Raw genomic sequence first — 16,939 nt, 5'->3', positions numbered from 1 at the left:
CTTGAACGTTACCCCGAGCGTGCGTCCGAGGGCACGGATCCTGATCCGTCGACCATCCCGCGGGAGGCTGCAGGCCTCGGTCCCGCGCCCCGGAGTCAGCCGCCGGTCAGCGTGAGCACGATCAGACCCAGGTTGAGGGCCACGACGGCCACGACGATGCCGGTCAGCAGCCACCGGATGACCGGGCCGTTCGCCGACTCGCCCATCAACGTGCGGTCCGAGGTCAGGCGCAGCAGCGGAACCAGCGCGAACGGGATCCCGAAGCTCAGCACCACCTGCGAGACCACCAGCGCCCAGGTCGGGTCCACGCCGGCGGCGAGCAGGATCAGCGCCGGCACCAGCGTCACGGCGCGCCGGGCCAGCACCGGGATCCGGCGATGCAGCAGACCGGCCATGATGGTGGCCCCGGCGTAGCTGCCGACCGACGTGGACGCGAGCCCGGACGCGAGCAGCCCGATCGCGAACACCATGCCGATCGCCGGGCCGAGTGCGTCTGTGACGGCGGCGTGTGCGCCCTCGATGGTGTCCGTCCCGGGTACCCCCTGCAGGCTGGACGCGGCCAGGAGCAGCATCGCGATGTTCACGCACCCGGCCACCCCGAGCGCGGCGACGACGTCCCATCGGGTCGCCCGGAGCAGCGTCGGGAGCCTCCCCTCGGCCTTGCCGTGCCGGTCCCGGGCCAGCGCCGAGTGCACGTAGATCGCGTGCGGCATCACGGTGGCCCCCAGCATCGACGTCGCCAGCAGCACGCTGTCCGCGCCGGCGAAGCGGGGCACCAGGCCGCTGACCATCTCGCCGCCGTCGGGCGGGTTGACGAACAGGCCGGCGACGAACCCGACGGTGATCACGGCGAGCAGCGCGACGATGACCGACTCGAACCGGCGCTGGCCGTGCCGGTCGGCGACGAGGAGCATCAGCATCGAGATCACCCCGACGATGAGCCCACCCAACGGCAGCGGGAGCCCGAACAGCAGGTTCAGTGCGATCGCTCCACCGATCACCTCGGCGAGGTCCGTGGCCGCGGCGACGAGCTCGGCCTGCGCCCAGTACGCGAGGCGCGGTTTGCGGCGCAGCCGGCGGCCGAGCAGCTCGGGCATCGTGGCGCCGGTGACCAGCCCGAGCTTCGCGGACTGGTACTGGACCATCACGGCCATCAGGTTCGCCGCGACCAGCACCCAGAGCAGCAGGTACCCGTACCGCGCGCCGGCGGTGAGGTTCGCGGCCACGTTCCCCGGGTCGACGTAGGCGACCGCGGCTACGAAGGCGGGGCCGAGCAGCGGAAGCAGGTGACGCCGTCGGGCATTGGCCTGCTTGTCAGTGGTCGCGGTGGCCACCAGCACCTCCAGGTGAAAAGTTCGGGTGTCCGAACTTTAGCCCACAACGGGTCCCTGGGTGTGACCAACGGCTCACTCCATCCGCGCCGTGTCCGACTAGGGTTGGGAGGGTGACTGGACACTATGACGTTGTTGTTCTCGGCGCCGGACCCGGCGGATACGTGGCTGCCATTCGCGCGGCGCAGCTCGGGCAGAGCGTGGCGATCGTGGAGAAGCAGTATTGGGGCGGTGTCTGCCTGAACGTCGGCTGCATCCCGTCCAAGGCGCTGCTGCGGAACGCGGAACTGGCCCACATCTTCAACCATCAGGCTTCCACCTTCGGGATCACCGGTGAGGTGAGCTTCGATTTCGGTGCGGCGTTCGACCGGAGCCGCGACGTCGCCGACGGTCGCGTCAAGGGCGTCCACTTCCTGATGAAGAAGAACAAGATCACGGAGTACGACGGGCTCGGCTCCTTCGCGGACGGCAAGACCCTGAACGTCGAGCTCAGTTCCGGCGGCACCGAGCAGATCACGTTCGACAACGTCATCATCGCCACCGGCTCCACCGTGCGGCTGCTGCCCGGTGTCGAGCTGAGCAAGAACGTGGTCACGTACGAGGAGCAGATCCTCACCCGCGACCTGCCCTCCTCGATCGTGATCGTCGGCGCGGGCGCGATCGGCATGGAGTTCGCCTACGTGCTGAAGAACTACGGCGTGGACGTGACCATCGTCGAGTTCCTCGACCGGGCGCTGCCGAACGAGGACGTCGAGGTCTCCAAGGAGATCGCGAAGAGTTACAAGAAGCTCGGCGTGAACATCCTCACCTCCACCAAGGTCGAGACCGTCACCGACGACGGCTCCTCGGTGAAGGTGACGTACACCGACGCCAAGGGCAACGCCGGCGAGCTCGTCGCGGACAAGGTCCTGATGTCGATCGGGTTCGCCCCGCGCGTGGACGGCTACGGCCTGGAGCGGGCCGGCGTGCAGCTCACCGAGCGCGGCGCGATCGCGATCGACGAGCGGATGCGCACCAACGTGCCCGGCATCTACGCGATCGGTGACGTCACCGCGAAGCTGCAGCTCGCGCACGTCGCGGAGGCGCAGGGTGTGGTCGCCGCCGAGACCATCGCGGGCGCCGAGACCCTGGAGCTGGGCGACTACCGGATGATGCCGCGCGCCACGTTCTGCCAGCCGCAGGTGGCCAGCTTCGGCCTCACCGAGGCCCAGGCCCGGGACGAGGGCTACGACGTCAAGGTCGTGAAGTTCCCGTTCACCGCGAACGGCAAGGCGCACGGTCTGGGCGAGCCGACCGGGTTCGTGAAGCTCGTCGCCGACGCGAAGTACAACGAGTTGCTCGGCGGGCACCTCATCGGCCCGGACGTCTCCGAGCTGCTGCCCGAGCTGACGCTCGCGCAGAAGTGGGACCTCACCGCGAACGAGCTGGCGAGGAACGTGCACACGCACCCGACGCTGAGCGAGGCGCTGCAGGAGGGCTTCCACGGGCTGACCGGGCACATGATCAACTTCTGACTTCGCTGACGCCCCACCGCCTGAGTCGAGTGCGCGCAAACCCCCGGTCCCGGGCGATCGGACCGGGGGTTTGCGCGCGTTCGTCGCCGTCCGGCCACGCCGCGAGGCATGATGGTGCCACGGCTTCGGCAGCCGGCCGCCTGCCTCGCACCGTCGGTGCGAGTTGGTGAATGCCGATCACGCACGGTCAAGGTCATCGAAGACGACGAACACCGCGCGGAGGACGTCGGCAATGCAGGCACCGAGTGATCGGCTCCGCCGTGAGGATTCGTCATGAACGCCGTGCCCACCTCCGATGAGGCGAAGGCCCAGGCCAGGCGCCTGCGCACGGCCCTCGCCGCCGCAGGGATCGAGATCGGCCACTCGGCCGCGCTCGAACTGCTCGCGAAGACCCACGGGCTCGCGGACTGGAATACCCTGGCCGGCACCGCCGGACCCGCCGGCGCGGCCGGCTCCCGCCCGGGTGACCCGAGCGGGACCGGAGCCGACCACGCGCCGGCGACCTCCGCCGTCATCCCCATCCTGCGCATGTTCGACTGGGACAAGGCGCTGGCCTTCTACGTGGGCTACCTCGGCTGGACGGTGGACTGGGGGCACCGGTTCGCCGACCACCTGCCCCGGTACGTGCAGGTCTCATCCGGCGACGGCGCCCGGCTGCACCTGTCCGAGCACCACGGCGACGGCACACCCGGAACCGCCGTGCTCATCGAGGTGGCCGACGCCGCGGCAGTCCATGCTGCGTTGTCGGCGAAGGACTACCCGTACGCGGCGCCCGGTCTTGACCAGGAGCCGTGGGGGCTGACCGTCACCGTCAGCGACCCGTTCGGGAACCGGCTCACGTTCCTGCAGACCGACGGCGAGCAGGCCCGAGCGGACCGGGAGCTCCCGCCGATCGTCACCGAGGTCAGGGTGCCGCTCGAGCCCGGCGCCGCCTACGACCTGTTCACCTCGTTCGGATGGTGGGTCGAGTACGGCCGGGAGGGGGGCGCCGCGGTGACCGTCGCCGACGAGGTGGTCTTCGAGAACAGCCGGGGCCGGCTGCCGATCGGCCGCGTGCTGCACCGCGGCCGGCCCTCGCACTGGGCGATGACGTTCACGCTCGCCCAGGATCCCGCGATCCCGACGCGGCTGGACGCGCACTTCACTGCTTCCGACGGCGGCACCCTGGTCCGGCTGGAACACGGCGGCTGGGACGCGCGCAACGCCGAGGGGCGTGCGAAGTTCACCGACTGGCCGGTGATCCTGGGGCACTTCGAGGCCGCGGCGCGGGCGGGAACGGGCCGATCCTGAGATCCGCAGCGACGGGATGGCCCGGTGGCCTGGGGCGCGACTCGTGCGATTCCGCGGAAGCGTGGAGCCCGCTCGGTTCGCCGACCTAGCCACTCCACTGTCGAGATCGTCCCGAACTTCTGGCGATCTCGACGCCGCGCCGACTAGGTCGCGGGGAGTTCCACGCGTCCGCGAACGCCCAGTGCTACCTCAGCGGCCGCCGGCAATGACGGTCGACTCGGCTCTTACACTCCGCTGGTATCCCGCGGGAGGAACCGTGCCGCATTCTCCTTCGCCCATTGGACGAACGTGCGTGCCGGGCTGCCCGTGACGTCCCGGACGGTGGGAAGGACTCTTCCCGCGGTCGCAGGTGGGTTCGTCGCCAGGTTGATCCCGAACTCCACGTAGTCGTCGTCGTATCCATAGCCGCGCAGGCGTACACGCTCCTGCGCCTCGGTCAGTCGCACGAACGTGAGATCCCGGCCGGTCTGCTCCGCGAGGACGCGAACTCGCTCCTGCGGGGTGAGCGCTTCTGGGCCGGTCAATGGATAGGTGCGGCCCGCGTGCCCCTGCTCCGTGAGGACGCTGGCGGCGACGGCGGCGATGTCCGCCTCGTGGACCATCGCGCTCGGGTAGGTGGCGAGCGTGGACAGGGTGCCGTTCGTGCTGAGCTCGTCTGCCCAGTCGAACGTGTTGGCCATGAACTCGACCGGGTGCAGCAGGGTCCATCCGATCGCGCTGCCCTTGAGCGCGGTCTCGACGCTGGTCCGGGACCAGCTCCCGAGCACGGACGCACGGCGGACCCGCTTCCGCTCGGCCAGGTCGACGATTTCAGTGCCGTTGGTCAGGTCACCGAAGTCCCCGCCGAAGGTGATGAGGTGGATCGCGTCGACTCCTTCGAACGCGTCGCCGAGGGTCTCGACCTCGGTGAGGTCGCCGCCGACGACCTCGACGCCGTCCGGGAATCCGGCGTTCTGGGGGCTTCGGGTGAGGGCCCGGACGTGATGTCCGCGCCGGTGGAGTTCGTCGACGAGATGGCGTCCGACCTGTCCGGTTGCTCCGGTGACCAGGATGCGCATGCTGATCGGTCCTTTCTCTTCTGGTCGGGTTGTCAGCGCGTGCGGGGGTCCTGGAGCGAGGACATCGCCTCCATCAGGGTCGCGTGGATGTAGGCCAGCTCCGGCGTGGCGGCCGACTCCCAGGACTGTTCGTCCTCTCCGCCGGCGTCGCCCCCTGACCAGTCGCTCTCGGCGCCGTCCCAGGTGGTGGCACCCGGGTTGTGCTTGTAGACCCACCACAGGTGGCCGAACGGGTCGGCGAAGCGTGCGAGCACGTCGCCCCAGAACTCCGTCGGTTCGGTGACCGTCCGGGCTCCGCCGGCCACGGCGCGTGCCAGGACGGCCGCCGGGTCGTCGACGTACACGCGCACGAACGCCGGGGTGTACGGCCAGCCAGGCTTGCGGTCGGCGATGGTGACGCTGGAGTCGCCGATCTGCAGCTCGGAGTGCAGGACCAGCCCGTCGGTGTCGGCGGTACGGGCTTCCGGAACCTCGGCGGCGCCGAACACGTCGACCAGGAAGGCGATCAGGCCGGGAGCGTCGTCGGACCAGATGAACGGGTCGACGGTCGCGGAGCCGGCGGGGGCGGCGGGGACGGTCGACGGCGTGGGAGCAGACATGGGACTCCTTCAGTTCGTGTTGGTCCTCCAAGTCTCGCGTGACTTCCGGTCGGTATCTGGCCACAAGTGAAACTAGTCTGGAGGAATGTCGACCAGCACCCGGGCCCTTGACCTCCTCGGGCTCCTGCAGAGCCGGCGCCACTGGCCCGGAACCGAACTCGCGCGCCGGCTCAACGTGAGCCAGCGGACCCTCCGCCGCGACGTCAACGGCCTGCAGCAGCTCGGCTATCCGATCATCACGACCCGGGGGACCGGCGGCGGCTACCAGCTCAGCGCCGGGGCATCCCTTCCGCCACTGGTCCTCAGCGAGGACGAGGCCGCGGCCACGGTGCTCGGGCTGAAGGAGATCGCCACGGGTGCGCACCCGTCCTCGGCCGAAGCTGCCGTCAGTGCGATGGCCAAGATCGTGCAGGTCCTCCCGCCCCGCATCCGAGGCCGGATCGACAGCCTGCGGGCCGTCGCGGTCCCGGCCGGTGGCCCCGGGAACCGCGCTGCGATCGGCGACATCACCGCGCTCACCACGCTGGCCCTCGCCTGCCGCGACGCCGATACGGTCGAGTTCGCCTACAGCTCCCGAGCAGGCGAACCTTCTCGACGTACGGCGCAACCACACCGGATCGTGAACGTGGAGAACCGGATCTACCTCGTCGCGTGGGACCTGGACCGTGCGGACTGGCGGACGTTCCGGGTCGACCGCATCACGGAGCCCCACCGGACCGGGAACAGGTTCGCCCCGCGCCGTCTGCCCGATGACGATCCCGTCGCATTCGTGCGCGCTCAGCTCGGCGTCCTGCCGTCACGCCACCGCGTGCACGCGACAGTCCAGGCGCCCGCCGAACGGATCGGGGCCGAGATCGTGCACCACGGGACCGTGGAGCCCTTGGACGAGACCTCGTGCGAGGTCCACATCGCCGCCGAGTCGCTGGACTGGGCGGCCTTCTGCCTCGTCGCGATCGGTGCGCCGTTCGTGGTGCACGGTCCCCCCGAGGCGATCGCCTACATGAGGGCGTGGGGGCGTGGACTCCTCGACGCCACCGAAGCGGGTTAGCGGGCGCTTCCGCGGAAGCGCGTGAGCGCGCTGGTCATCGAGGAGATCGAGAACTGCGGCGGCGGGAAGGCACGTCCTGGCATTTTCAGGATACGTCCGGCACGGGGGCTTGCCGCAAGACCCCCTCACCGCTCTACGCTGCTTGGCCGTGCCCATCAGCGGGTACGGCGAGGGGACTGTGATGGCAGACGTGATCGTGGTGGGGAGCGGGCCGACCGGGATGATGCTGGCGGGTGAACTCGCCCTGGCAGGGGTCGACGTGTCGATCGTGGAGCAGCGCCCGACGTCCGAGCTGACCGGCTCGCGTGCGGGCGGGATCCACTCACGGACGATCGAGATCCTCGACCAGCGCGGGATCGTGGACCAGTTCCTGGCGGAGGGCCGGACCGTGCAGGCGGCGACGTTCGGCACGACCGTGCTGGACATCAGCGACTTTCCGACACGGCACCCCTATGTGCTCGCTCTGTGGCAGAACCGCATGGAGCCGATCCTGGCGAACTGGATCGAGGAGCTCGGGGTGCCGGTCCATCGTGGGCGGGAGGTGGTCGGCCTCGGCCGGGGTGACGACGGCGTGGGTGTCGAGTTCTCGGACGGCCCGCCCGCGCGGGCGAAGTACCTCGTCGGCGCCGACGGTGGGCGCAGCGTGATCCGCAAGGCCGCCGGCATCGACTTTCCCGGGTCGGATGCGACCCGCAGCAATCTGATCGCCGAGGTCGAGGTTGCCGAGGAGCCGCCGAGCGGCATGCGTCAGGACGAGTCGGGCGTCCACGGCCTCAGCCGGCTGGCGGACGGGCGCACCTATCGGGTCGTGACGACGGAGCAGCAGCTCGGTTCCGGCGCCGATCCGAGCCTGGCCGACCTCGGGCGGGCCCTGTCGGCGGTCTACGGAACCGACTTCGGAGTGCACAGCCCGATCTGGATCTCCCGGTTCACCGACGCCACCCGGCAGGCCGCGGACTACCGGGCTGGGCGGGTGCTGATCGCCGGGGATGCCGCACACATCCACTATCCCGCCGGCGGGCAGGGGATCGGTCTCGGGATCCAGGATGCGGTGAACCTGGGCTGGAAACTCGCACAGGTCGTCAAGGGTGTCTCGCCCGAGTCGCTCCTGGACACCTACCGCGACGAGCGGCACCCGCCCACGGCCCGGGCACTCAGGTACTCGATGGCGCAGTCGGTCCTGCAGCGCTCCGACCCGCGGACCGCTGCACTCACCGAGACCGTCGACGAACTGATGACGATGGACCAGCCCCGCACGCGGCTGGCTGCCCGGATCCATGGTCTCGACATCGCCTACGACTTCGGCGAGGGGCATCCGCTGCTGGGCCGTCGCATGCCGGACCTCGACGTCGACACGAGGGACGGTCCGACCCGGGTCTACTCGTTGCTCCATCAGGCCAGGCCGCTCCTGCTCGACCTGGGTGAACCGGCCCGGATCGACATCACCCCCTGGGCCGACCGGGTCCGGCTCGTCGACGCCCGGTTCGCCCGCACCTGGGAACTGCCGGTGCTCGGCGAGGTGAGCGCCCCCTCGGCTGTACTGGTTCGCCCGGATGGGCACGTCGCGTGGGTTGGACAAGGAACCGACGAGGGGCTGACCGCCGCACTCGCCCGCTGGTTCGGTCCCGAGTCACCCACCGGGTGACGAGGCCCAGCCCACCGTGTGGTTCAGGCGGCGCGCCCGGTCAACCGGATCACCGGGATGGTGCGGTCGGTCCGGGTCGCGTACTCCGCGAAGCCGGGCGCCGCAGCGGTGATCTCCTGCCAGTGGTGTTCGCGCTCGGGGCCGTGCAACTCCTCGGCGGCCACCGGAAACTCCTCGCCGGCGAGGACGACCCGTGCCTCGTCGGGGTGCGCGGCGAGGTTGAAGTACCAGGACGGGTGCTTCGTCGCCCCTCCGGCCGAGGCGAGGATCAGCCAGGACTCGTCGGACAGCGGGAAGTAGGCGACCGGGTTCTCGCGCTCGAGCCCACTCTTCTTGCCGCGGGTGATCAGGACGAGGGTCTGCATGCCCGGCGTGGACCCGCCCTCTCGGATGGTGGCGATGGTGGGTTCGTTCCTGGCGTGCAGCTCCTCGGCCGGCGGCAAGCTGATGCCGTAGGTGCCGTTGGGCGTGTTGAAGGTCATTCGGACTGCTCCTCCGTGGTGGTCACTGCGGCTCCTGCATGGTTCGTCATCAATACTGTACGCACTATTAACTATCGTCAACGCGTACGATGTTTCCCGTGAGCGAACCGGCGGACCGTGCGCCAGGGTGCCCAACCCTGGGGGCCACCGGGCTGCCCGCGCTCGCGGATCTGGCGAACCTGGTGCGGTCAACCATCGGCGCCGTCGCGGACCGGCATGACCTGACCCCGAGCCAGGGGCAGCTGTTGTGCGTGCTGATCGACGGTCCGCTGCGCATGGCGGACCTCGCCCGGCGCCTCGGCGTCGAGAAGGCTGCGCTCACCGGGCTGGTCGACCGCGTGGAGCGCCGCTCCCTGGTCGAGCGCCGGCCGGTCCCGGGGGACAGGCGTTCCGTGGACGTCGTGCTGACCGACGCCGGAGCCTCGGCGGTCGACGTGTTCCACGCCGACGTCGCGCGGGCGCTCGACGGCCTGTTGGCCGGACTCACGGACGCTGAGCGCTCGGCCTTCCAACGAATCACGGAGACCGTCATCGCTGGGCACCGCCCGCCCGAAGGAGTATCGACCGCTGGGACCATCGACCCGGCGATCGCCTCGTCGCGCCCGTAAGGTCAAGCCCATGAGGCAGACGTGAAGCGGGCCATCGCCCGGCTGTACTGGTCGTTGAGCCGGTGGACCCAGCGCTCGGAGCCGGTGGACCCGCGCGGCGCGGGGATCCTGCTCGGTGCGCCGCACACGTCCAACTGGGACTTCGTGTTCATGCTCGCGATCGCCTGGCAGGGCGGCTACCGGCTGAGGTTCCTCGGCAAGCACCAACTGTTCAAGAAGCCGTTCGGCACGATCATGCGGGCACTCGGGGGGATCCCGGTGGACCGGCGGGACCCGTCGACAGTGGTCGCCGAGGTCGTGGACCGGGTCCGCGCCGGCGAGAGGTTCCACCTCGTCATCACGCCGGAGGGCACCCGGAGCGGTGCGCCCTACTGGAGGTCCGGGTTCTATCGGATCGCCCAGGAGACCGGACTGCCGGTGACGCTCGGCTATGTGGACCGCAGGACGATGACCACCGGACTCGGCCCCACGCTCGAGCTCACCGGGGACGTGGTCGCGGACATGGACGTCATCCGCGCGTTCTACAAGGGCAAGACCGGGGTACGCCAGACGGAGACGATCGAGCCGCGTCTGCGCGACGAGGAGGGGTGAGCGGGTTCGGCCGGGTCTGCAGCCCCGGCCGATCAGCGACTACTCGCCGCTGAACGTCGCGCCCTCGGCGTACGCGCGCATCGCGTCCCGGACGAACGTGGCGCCGTCGGTCCCGCCGTAGTTCGCTGCGAACCGGTCGTCCGCGACGTACATGTCGGCCAGTCCGAGGAAGTAGCCGCGGGACACCTCGTTCGAGGCCACGCCGAGCCATTCGTGGTGCCGGGCGCTGATCGCCCGCACCCGCTCGTCGCCGGGGTCGAGGCCTTCGGCCGCCGCCCGGGCGTAGTCGGCACCGATGTCGGCCTGGCGCTGCTGGAACGCCTTCTTCTCGGAGTCGCCGAGCGAGCGCCACCAGGCGTCGCTCTTCGCGTAGGCGTCGCGTCCCCAACGCTGCTCGACCTCGCCCTTGTACCGGGTGTGGTCGAAGCCGTCGAACATCTCTTCTGCCATGAGTTCTTCACCTCCTTCCCTCTTCATCACGGTGGTCCGAACGGACTCGATCCGTCGATCGAGCCGGTCGCGCTCCTGGTGGAGCAGTTCCAGGTGCGTCCGCAGCGCCGTGGCCTCGTCCTGCGACCGGTCGAGCACCTCGGCGATGGTGCCGAGGCCGAGACCGAGGTCGCGCAGCATCAGGATGCGTTGCAGCCGGACCAGGGCCTCGCCGTCGTAGTAGCGGTAGCCGTTCGCGCCGATCCGGGACGGTTCCAGTAGTCCGATCTGGTCGTAGTGACGCAGCGTGCGACTGGTCGTCCCGGTGAGCCGGGTGATCTCGTGCATGGACCACTGCGCGTCGGTCGACGCGGGGTGGTCGAGCACTGCTTCGTTCCGGTTCATCGGTCCCTCCTGGGGTGTCGGTGAGACCAGTCTGGACCTTGACGTCGCGTCAAAGTCAACAGCCGATTCCGGATCCGTTCGGGGCGCTCCCTCGCCGCGCTCGCGCTCGCGCCGGTGCTCGCGCTGCACCGGTCACGCGGCGGCGACCGGCTCCCGGGTCCGCAGCAGGTGCCGCACCACGTACCCCGCGTCCCGGCCGGCCCCGCCGATCAGCATCGACGCGAACGCGTACTGGAACGGCACCCCGAGGAAGTACAGGCCGGGGAACGCGGTGATGCCCCGGTCGCTGATCGGGAAGCCCGCCTCGTCGGTGACCGGCAGGTCGATCCAGCTGTAGTTCGGGCGGTATCCGGTGCACCAGATGATGCTCGCGACGTCCAGCTCCCGCCCGTCGGCAACCGGCAGTCCGTCGGCGACGCCGGTGATCCGCCCCACCCGCTGTACCCCGGCGGCGTCCAGGTCCGATCTCCGCACGCGCAGCAGCGGCGCACCGTGGGCGCGGACCTGCGGGCGCATCTTCCGGCCGATGGGCGTGCGCATGGTGAGCAGGTGCTGGGTGGCGAAGAACCAGATCGGCAGGATCACTCGCGCCTCTGGGCCCTCGATCCGGAACGGCATCTGTCCGTTCACGGTGCCGGCGAGCGTCGTGGCGTGGCTGGCGGCGGTCTCGTAGGCGATGTCCGCACCGGAGTGGGACGCACCGACCACCAGGACGTCCCCGGCAGGCAGGTCCGAGGGGCCCCGGTAGCCGGTCGAGTGCCACTGCCGAATACCCGGGTCCAGCTTGGCGGCGAAGTCCGGCACGTGCGGCTCCTGGTGCGGCCCGGTCGCGACCACGACGTTCGGAGCCTCGAACCGCTGGTCGCCGGCCTCGGCGACGTAGGTGTCCCCGGCGCGACGCAGCGCGTCCACCCGCACGCCGGAGCGCACCGGCGCAGCGATGTGCTCGGCGTAGGTCCGCAGGTACCCGGCGATCTCGTCGCGGTCGGGGAAGTGCCTGGGATCGCCCGGGACGGCGAGCCCCGGCAGCGAGCTGTACCGCGCGGGGGAGAACAGCCGCAGGGAGTCCCAGTGCCGCTCCCAGTGCGCGCCGACGCGGTCCTCGGCGTCGAGGATCACGAAGTCCACGCCGGCCTGCGCGAGGTGGTACCCGGCGGACAGGCCGGAATGGCCGCCGCCGATGACGATGGTGTGGTGCGTGCTCATGGTCGTTCCTCTCGTCGTGTCGTGTCTCGACGCTAGGAAGCCGGTACGGCGCGCACATCGACAGTTCTGAGCAATGCCCGACGGCGGAGCGTGGGTAGTTCTGCCGCGGCGCCGCCGCGATGGGGAGGGTCGGGTGCGGCCCTTCGGGCCGTGGGTGCCGCGCGGGCCGGGCCGTCGGTGCCGCTGCTGCGGCGGCGCGCCCGGCCGCGGGCGGCACTCGGGCTAGCTCGGGGTGGCCCCGGCTCGGATCACGCCGTGCTCGTACGCCCACGCGGTAGCGGCGGACCGGGACGGCAGGTCCAGCTTCGTCAGGATGTTCCCGACGTGCCGAGCCACCGTCTTCTCGCTGAGGTGCAGCGCCGTCGCGATCGCCCGGTTCGTGTGCCCGGCGCTGATCAGCTTGAGCACCTCGATCTCCCGCACGGAGAGCGGGTGGCTCGACGGCTGAGCAGGTTCGGGTCGCAACAGCGCCCCGACCCGCGCGGCATCCGGCCCGGCACCGAGCCTGGTGAACGTCTCCTCGGCGCTGCCCAGCTCCAGGGCGGCGCCGGCGTCATCGGCCAGGACGCGGCAGGCCAGCCCGATGAGCTCCCGGGTGCCGGCCTGCTCGTACGGCGCGTCCAGGCTCGCCCACACGCTGAGCGCCGCCCGCAGCGGCGGCAGCGCACCCGCCGCGTCGCCCTCGGCCAGCGCCGCGGCGCCGACCGCATGACCGGCGAGCGCCGCGAGGTACTGGCAGGGCCGTCGGCCGGAAAGGGACACCAGCTCGTCCGCCGCCGAACGCACCGCGGCGGCGTCCCCGAGCTCCCGCGCGATCGTGACCTGGGCGGCCAGCAGCAGCGGCCGCGCGAACGGGTCGGCCGTCTCGTCGAGGATCCGGGCGATGGTCCCGGCCGCCGCCGCGCCGTGTCCGCTGGCCAGGAGCAGCAGGGCGTGCCCGGGCTGGGGTTGGCGCCCGAACGTGTTCGCTCGCTGGTAGTCCTCCTCCGCGCTCGCCCAGTCCCCGCCCAACCGGTGCAGCTCACCCTCCTGGTACCAGGCATCCCCCGCCGCGGCCTGCCCGGGCGGGTCGCTCAGCCGTTCCCGCGCGAGGCGGGCCTGGATGGCGGCGTCGGCCCAGGCGCCGTGCAACTGGAGCACCTGGGCGCGGTGCACGAGGCACTGGCCTCGATACGGGACCAGTTCGGGCTGGTCCTCGCACCAGCGGGTCAGCGCGGCCGTCCACTCCTGTGCCCGGCGCACGTCGAGCAGGATCCGGCACGCGTCGATCACGGCGCAGTAGGCCAGGCCCGCGATCATCTCGGTGACCTCGCCGGCGGTCACGGCGAGCATCACCTCGTCCAGCTGCCCGACCGCCGCGACGGCCTCAGCGGTCGTGGCCATCCCGGGCATCAGCGCTGCCCGGCCGGTGCCGAGCCGGGCGAGGGCCAGCAGGTCCGGGTCGCGGTGCTCGCGGCCGAGGTCCAGGGCACGGGCGAACAGGCGCGCCGACCCCTCACCGTCGCCTGCGAACGCGCGCTGGAGACCGAGCGGCACGAGCAGCAGGCCACGCTCGGGACCGTCCAGGCCGGCTCGGTCGAGGACCGCCGACCCTCGCTCCAGCCACGCGCCCGCCTCCGACCACCGGCCGGCCTGGGTCAGGACGAACCCGAGCCAGAACGCGCTCCGCGCCGCCGCCCGTGGGTCGGTGTCGACGTCGAGCTGGAACGCGCTGGTGAACGCGGCGATGCTCTCCGGCTCGTGCCCGCTGAGGTAGGCGGACTTCGCCAACCGGTCCAGGTCCGCCGACTCCAGCGGGGCGGCGTCATCCGCCTGCCGCAGCGCCCGGAGCGCGCCCGCCCAGGCCCGCCGCTGGAACAGCGTCCGGCCGGTCTCGAGCGGTTCGGTCGTCGGCGCGGACACCGGGACCTCACCGGCCCGGTCGTCGCGTCGAGCCGAACCCGACGGCGTCTCTCACCTCGTCGATGCTACGCGCGTTCGGCCCCGTCGGCGGTCGACCGACCGCCCTTACTCGGGCAGTCGCACGGCCTGGGCCACGAGGAGGTCTGCCGTGCTGCGCGGTGGGTGCTTCACGGGGCCGCGGAACCTCGCCGGCCTGCGCGCGGATCACACCGGCTGCCAAGGGAATACGTGTCGTCGTCGGCGGTTGCACACGGCATGAGCCTGCTGCTGAGCCCGTTCGACCTTGGCACCACCACCTTCCGCAACCGGCTGTGGGTCGCACCCATGTGCCAGTACTCGGCGGTCGAGGGTGTCCCGAACGACTGGCATCACGTGCACCTGGCGCAGTTCGCCTCGGGCGGTGCCGGCCTGGTCATCGCTGAGGCGACCGCCGTGGTACCCGAGGGACGCATCTCGCCCGGCGACACCGGACTGTGGAACGACGCGCAACGCGAGGCCTGGGCGCCGATCGCTGGGGCCATCCGTGCCCGAGGGGCCGTCCCCGGCATCCAACTCGCCCACGCCGGCCGCAAGGCGTCGACGTTCGCACCGTTCGCCAGCGAACGGGGTTCGGTTCCACGCGATCGCGGCGGCTGGCAGACGGTGGCGCCGTCGGCGATCGCCTTCGAGGGCTTGGCCGAGCCGGCGGCCCTGGACCTCGCCGGCATCGATGCCGTCGTGACCGCATTCGCCGATGCCGCCAGGCGTGCGGCCGCCGCGGGATTCGGAGTGCTCGAGGTGCACGCCGCGCACGGCTACCTGCTGCATCAGTTCCTCTCGCCGTTGTCGAACCGCCGCGACGACCACTACGGAGGCTCGCTCGAGAACCGGGCCCGATTGTTGCTGCGGGTCGTGGAGGCCGTGGCCACGGCCGCGCCGGCCGCGACCCTGTTCGTGCGGTTCTCGGGCACCGACTGGGCCGACGGAGGTTGGGACGTCATGCAGACTGCGACCGTCGCCAGCTGGGCGGCCGACCGCGGCGCCCAATTCTTCGACATCTCCAGCGGTGGCCTCGTCGCCCACCAGCAGATCAGGGTCGGGCCCGGCTACCAGGTGCCGGTGGCAGCCCAGGTCCGCCGCCTGGCCGGGCTGCCGGTCAGCGCAGTCGGCGAGATCACCGACGGTCCGCAGGCAGAACAGATTCTTCAGGCGGGCGACGCCGACGCCGTCATGGCAGGCCGTGAGTGGCTGCGCGATCCGCACTTCGCATTGCGCGCGGCGACCGAACTGGGCGAGCCGGATGCCGCGAGTTGGCCGCAGCAGTACCTGCGGGCCCGCCCACGTGCCGCCCTAGCGCACGACGCAAGCGCCGCCGTCGGGCGTTGACGGCGGCGCTCGCGACTACGGACGCGCCACGAAGTAGGCGTTGAACGGATCGGCGGGCACGTCCACGATCTCGACGTCGGTGAACCCGGCCTCACCGAGCATCCGCTCCGCGAGCTGGGTGCCCCAGACCGTGCCGAGACCGTCCCCGCCGAGCCCGAGGGAGACGCTCATGCAGTGGAACATCGAGATCGCATAGAGGTAGCTGCCCCAGGGCAGGGCGGCGTTGTCCTCCACGTTGCTCGACGCCTTGATGTCCACCATCAGGAACACCCCGTCCTCGCGCAGCGCCGACCGCACGTTGCCGAGCACCTGCGCGGGGTGGGCCTGGTCGTGGATGGCGTCGAACGCCGTGACCAGGTCGAAGTGGCCCCGCTCGGCGATCCCGGCGACGTCGACCACCTCGAACCGGGAGTTTGCCAGGCCCCAGGCCGCGGCCTCGGCGCGGGCGGCCGCGACGCCCTCGGACGAGAAGTCGTACCCGACGAAGGCGCTGTTCGGGTAGGCCCTGGCCATCAGGTTGATCGCGTGACCGGAGCCGCAGCCGACGTCGAGGACGTCGATCCCCGCTGTCAGCCGGCCCGGGAGCCCGGGCACGAGCGGCAGGATGCCGTCCACCAGGACCGCGTCGTTCACCGTCGCCGACTCCTGCGCCATGGTGCGCTGGAAGCCCGGGTACTCGGAGTAGTCGAGCCCACCGCCGTGTTGCAGGCTCTCCAGCACCCGGGCCTCCACGCTGCCGAGCATCGGGATGTACTGCATGAGCTGGGCGAGGTTCTCCGGGCCGGCCGCGCTGGTGAGCACGGCGGCGTGCGAACGGGGGAAGTGGTAGGTCTGCCGGACCGGGTCGTAGACGACGATGCCGGCTGCCGACATGCCGCCCAGCCACTCGCGCACGTAGCGCTCGTTCAGGTCGGCCGCGTCGGCGATCTGCTCGCTGCTCGCGGGTGGGAGCGTCGCCAGGGTCTCGAACAGCCCGGCGCGGTGGCCGATGCTGGTGAGGATGGCGATCGCGCTCGAGTTGAGGATCTCGAGGTAGCGGGCCGCGAGGGCGGCGGTCTCCTCAGCCTCGGTCGCCGACGGTTCCGACGAGCTCGGTGCCGTCGCGGGGGTCGGGTAGGTGGTACTCAAGGGGGTTCTCCTTGTCGATGGAAGCCACCGGCTCCGGCACCGAACGCGCGTGGCGCAGGTACAGGACCAGCATCAGGCCGGTGGTGATGAGATAGAAGCCGTGCAGCGCCCAGATCGGGCCCGCCGGCAGGCTGTACACATAGATGGAGTGCACGACGTTGCCCGTGTTCGCGAGCAACAGGTTGCCGAGGCTGTAGGACGCGAGGTCGCGCGTGCGGACGGCCTTGAGGACCATCGGCAGGACGCTCCCGGCGAAGATCACGCTGGAGATGCTGCCTGCCAACACTGCGAGGCTGAGGTCCATCGTGATCCTCCTTCGGACTCGGTATGAACCGGTG

16 protein-coding genes are annotated in these 16,939 nt (G+C 71.0%); 7 read left to right on the top strand and 9 right to left on the bottom strand.

Annotated elements, in window-relative coordinates; translation table 11 throughout:
- Nucleotides 1–95 precede the first annotated feature (95 nt).
- A complete protein-coding gene (locus GKS42_RS25120; RefSeq protein ID WP_210769267.1) occupies nucleotides 96–1,334 on the bottom strand; it encodes an Nramp family divalent metal transporter in 1,239 nt (412 codons plus the stop codon).
- 110 nt (nucleotides 1,335–1,444) lie between these two features.
- Between GKS42_RS25120 and lpdA the strand changes: the two genes are divergently transcribed.
- Together lpdA and GKS42_RS26130 are read left to right on the top strand one after the other, a co-directional pair.
- Nucleotides 1,445–2,845, top strand: coding sequence for a dihydrolipoyl dehydrogenase (gene lpdA / locus GKS42_RS25115; protein ID WP_154796320.1), 1,401 nt, complete (start codon nucleotides 1,445–1,447; stop codon nucleotides 2,843–2,845).
- A gap of 273 nt (nucleotides 2,846–3,118) precedes the next feature.
- Nucleotides 3,119–4,135 (top strand): glyoxalase superfamily protein, encoded by a 1,017-nt coding sequence (locus tag GKS42_RS26130; protein ID WP_174791122.1) that lies wholly within the window; start codon nucleotides 3,119–3,121, stop codon nucleotides 4,133–4,135.
- Between the two features lie 224 nt (nucleotides 4,136–4,359).
- Here GKS42_RS26130 and GKS42_RS25105 read toward each other — a convergent pair whose 3' ends face one another.
- Complete coding sequence (locus GKS42_RS25105; RefSeq protein ID WP_154796319.1) at nucleotides 4,360–5,193, bottom strand: SDR family oxidoreductase; 834 nt, start codon at nucleotides 5,191–5,193, stop codon at nucleotides 4,360–4,362.
- Between the two features lie 32 nt (nucleotides 5,194–5,225).
- A complete protein-coding gene (locus tag GKS42_RS25100) occupies nucleotides 5,226–5,792 on the bottom strand; it encodes a VOC family protein (protein WP_154796318.1) in 567 nt (188 codons plus the stop codon).
- 85 nt (nucleotides 5,793–5,877) lie between these two features.
- Between GKS42_RS25100 and GKS42_RS25095 the strand changes: the two genes are divergently transcribed.
- Entirely contained in the window at nucleotides 5,878–6,840 is a 963-nt protein-coding gene (locus GKS42_RS25095) for a helix-turn-helix transcriptional regulator (protein WP_154796317.1), read from the top strand.
- Nucleotides 6,841–7,021: 181 nt separating this feature from the next.
- The gene (locus GKS42_RS25090) at nucleotides 7,022–8,485 is read left to right on the top strand and encodes an FAD-dependent monooxygenase (protein WP_154796316.1); all 1,464 of its coding nucleotides are present in this window, start codon (nucleotides 7,022–7,024) and stop codon (nucleotides 8,483–8,485) included.
- 23 nt (nucleotides 8,486–8,508) lie between these two features.
- Here GKS42_RS25090 and GKS42_RS25085 read toward each other — a convergent pair whose 3' ends face one another.
- Nucleotides 8,509–8,967: a nitroreductase/quinone reductase family protein gene (locus GKS42_RS25085; RefSeq protein WP_174791120.1), complete on the bottom strand. Its 459-nt coding sequence runs from the start codon at nucleotides 8,965–8,967 to the stop codon at nucleotides 8,509–8,511.
- 98 nt (nucleotides 8,968–9,065) lie between these two features.
- On the opposite strand from GKS42_RS25085, the gene GKS42_RS25080 reads away from it, so the two are divergent.
- Together GKS42_RS25080 and GKS42_RS25075 are read left to right on the top strand one after the other, a co-directional pair.
- Complete coding sequence (locus GKS42_RS25080) at nucleotides 9,066–9,575, top strand: MarR family winged helix-turn-helix transcriptional regulator (protein ID WP_232847837.1); 510 nt, start codon at nucleotides 9,066–9,068, stop codon at nucleotides 9,573–9,575.
- A gap of 21 nt (nucleotides 9,576–9,596) precedes the next feature.
- Entirely contained in the window at nucleotides 9,597–10,166 is a 570-nt protein-coding gene (locus GKS42_RS25075; RefSeq protein ID WP_154796314.1) for a 1-acyl-sn-glycerol-3-phosphate acyltransferase, read from the top strand.
- 39 nt (nucleotides 10,167–10,205) lie between these two features.
- Here GKS42_RS25075 and GKS42_RS25070 read toward each other — a convergent pair whose 3' ends face one another.
- From GKS42_RS25070 to GKS42_RS25060, 3 genes are all read right to left on the bottom strand, one after another.
- On the bottom strand, nucleotides 10,206–11,000 hold the full coding sequence (locus tag GKS42_RS25070; RefSeq protein WP_154796313.1) for a MerR family transcriptional regulator: 795 nt from the start codon (nucleotides 10,998–11,000) through the stop codon (nucleotides 10,206–10,208).
- A gap of 132 nt (nucleotides 11,001–11,132) precedes the next feature.
- Nucleotides 11,133–12,206, bottom strand: a complete 1,074-nt coding sequence (locus GKS42_RS25065; RefSeq protein WP_154796312.1) for a flavin-containing monooxygenase — start codon at nucleotides 12,204–12,206, stop codon at nucleotides 11,133–11,135.
- A gap of 222 nt (nucleotides 12,207–12,428) precedes the next feature.
- Nucleotides 12,429–14,108 carry a response regulator transcription factor gene (locus tag GKS42_RS25060; protein ID WP_154796311.1) on the bottom strand — a complete coding sequence of 560 codons (1,680 nt, stop codon included), beginning with the start codon at nucleotides 14,106–14,108 and terminating at the stop codon, nucleotides 12,429–12,431.
- Between the two features lie 255 nt (nucleotides 14,109–14,363).
- Between GKS42_RS25060 and GKS42_RS25055 the strand changes: the two genes are divergently transcribed.
- Nucleotides 14,364–15,473 (top strand): NADH:flavin oxidoreductase/NADH oxidase, encoded by a 1,110-nt coding sequence (locus GKS42_RS25055; RefSeq protein ID WP_154796310.1) that lies wholly within the window; start codon nucleotides 14,364–14,366, stop codon nucleotides 15,471–15,473.
- Between the two features lie 15 nt (nucleotides 15,474–15,488).
- Here GKS42_RS25055 and GKS42_RS25050 read toward each other — a convergent pair whose 3' ends face one another.
- Nucleotides 15,489–16,601 carry a class I SAM-dependent methyltransferase gene (locus GKS42_RS25050; RefSeq protein ID WP_174791118.1) on the bottom strand — a complete coding sequence of 371 codons (1,113 nt, stop codon included), beginning with the start codon at nucleotides 16,599–16,601 and terminating at the stop codon, nucleotides 15,489–15,491.
- A complete protein-coding gene (locus GKS42_RS25045) occupies nucleotides 16,534–16,905 on the bottom strand; it encodes a hypothetical protein (protein ID WP_232847836.1) in 372 nt (123 codons plus the stop codon). The genes GKS42_RS25050 and GKS42_RS25045 overlap by 68 nt, the downstream gene beginning before the upstream one ends.
- Nucleotides 16,906–16,939 lie beyond the last annotated feature (34 nt).

The organism is Occultella kanbiaonis, from assembly GCF_009708215.1.
In the GTDB taxonomy this organism is placed as follows: domain Bacteria; phylum Actinomycetota; class Actinomycetes; order Actinomycetales; family Beutenbergiaceae; genus Occultella; species Occultella kanbiaonis.
The sequence above is the reverse complement of the archived record's forward strand: the minus strand, read 5'-3'. Positions and strand labels throughout refer to the sequence as shown.

Bases quoted from the DNA above. Each gene is read 5' to 3' on its own strand.
- GKS42_RS26130 (WP_174791122.1), top strand. From the start codon at position 3,119: ATGAACGCCGTGCCCACCTCCGATGAGGCGAAGGCCCAGGCCAGGCGC.
- GKS42_RS25105 (WP_154796319.1), bottom strand. From the start codon at position 5,193: ATGCGCATCCTGGTCACCGGAGCAACCGGACAGGTCGGACGCCATCTC.
- GKS42_RS25100 (WP_154796318.1), bottom strand. From the start codon at position 5,792: ATGTCTGCTCCCACGCCGTCGACCGTCCCCGCCGCCCCCGCCGGCTCC.
- GKS42_RS25095 (WP_154796317.1), top strand. From the start codon at position 5,878: ATGTCGACCAGCACCCGGGCCCTTGACCTCCTCGGGCTCCTGCAGAGC.
- GKS42_RS25090 (WP_154796316.1), top strand. From the start codon at position 7,022: ATGGCAGACGTGATCGTGGTGGGGAGCGGGCCGACCGGGATGATGCTG.
- GKS42_RS25085 (WP_174791120.1), bottom strand. From the start codon at position 8,967: ATGACCTTCAACACGCCCAACGGCACCTACGGCATCAGCTTGCCGCCG.
- GKS42_RS25070 (WP_154796313.1), bottom strand. From the start codon at position 11,000: ATGAACCGGAACGAAGCAGTGCTCGACCACCCCGCGTCGACCGACGCG.
- GKS42_RS25065 (WP_154796312.1), bottom strand. From the start codon at position 12,206: ATGAGCACGCACCACACCATCGTCATCGGCGGCGGCCATTCCGGCCTG.
- GKS42_RS25055 (WP_154796310.1), top strand. From the start codon at position 14,364: ATGAGCCTGCTGCTGAGCCCGTTCGACCTTGGCACCACCACCTTCCGC.
- GKS42_RS25045 (WP_232847836.1), bottom strand. From the start codon at position 16,905: ATGGACCTCAGCCTCGCAGTGTTGGCAGGCAGCATCTCCAGCGTGATC.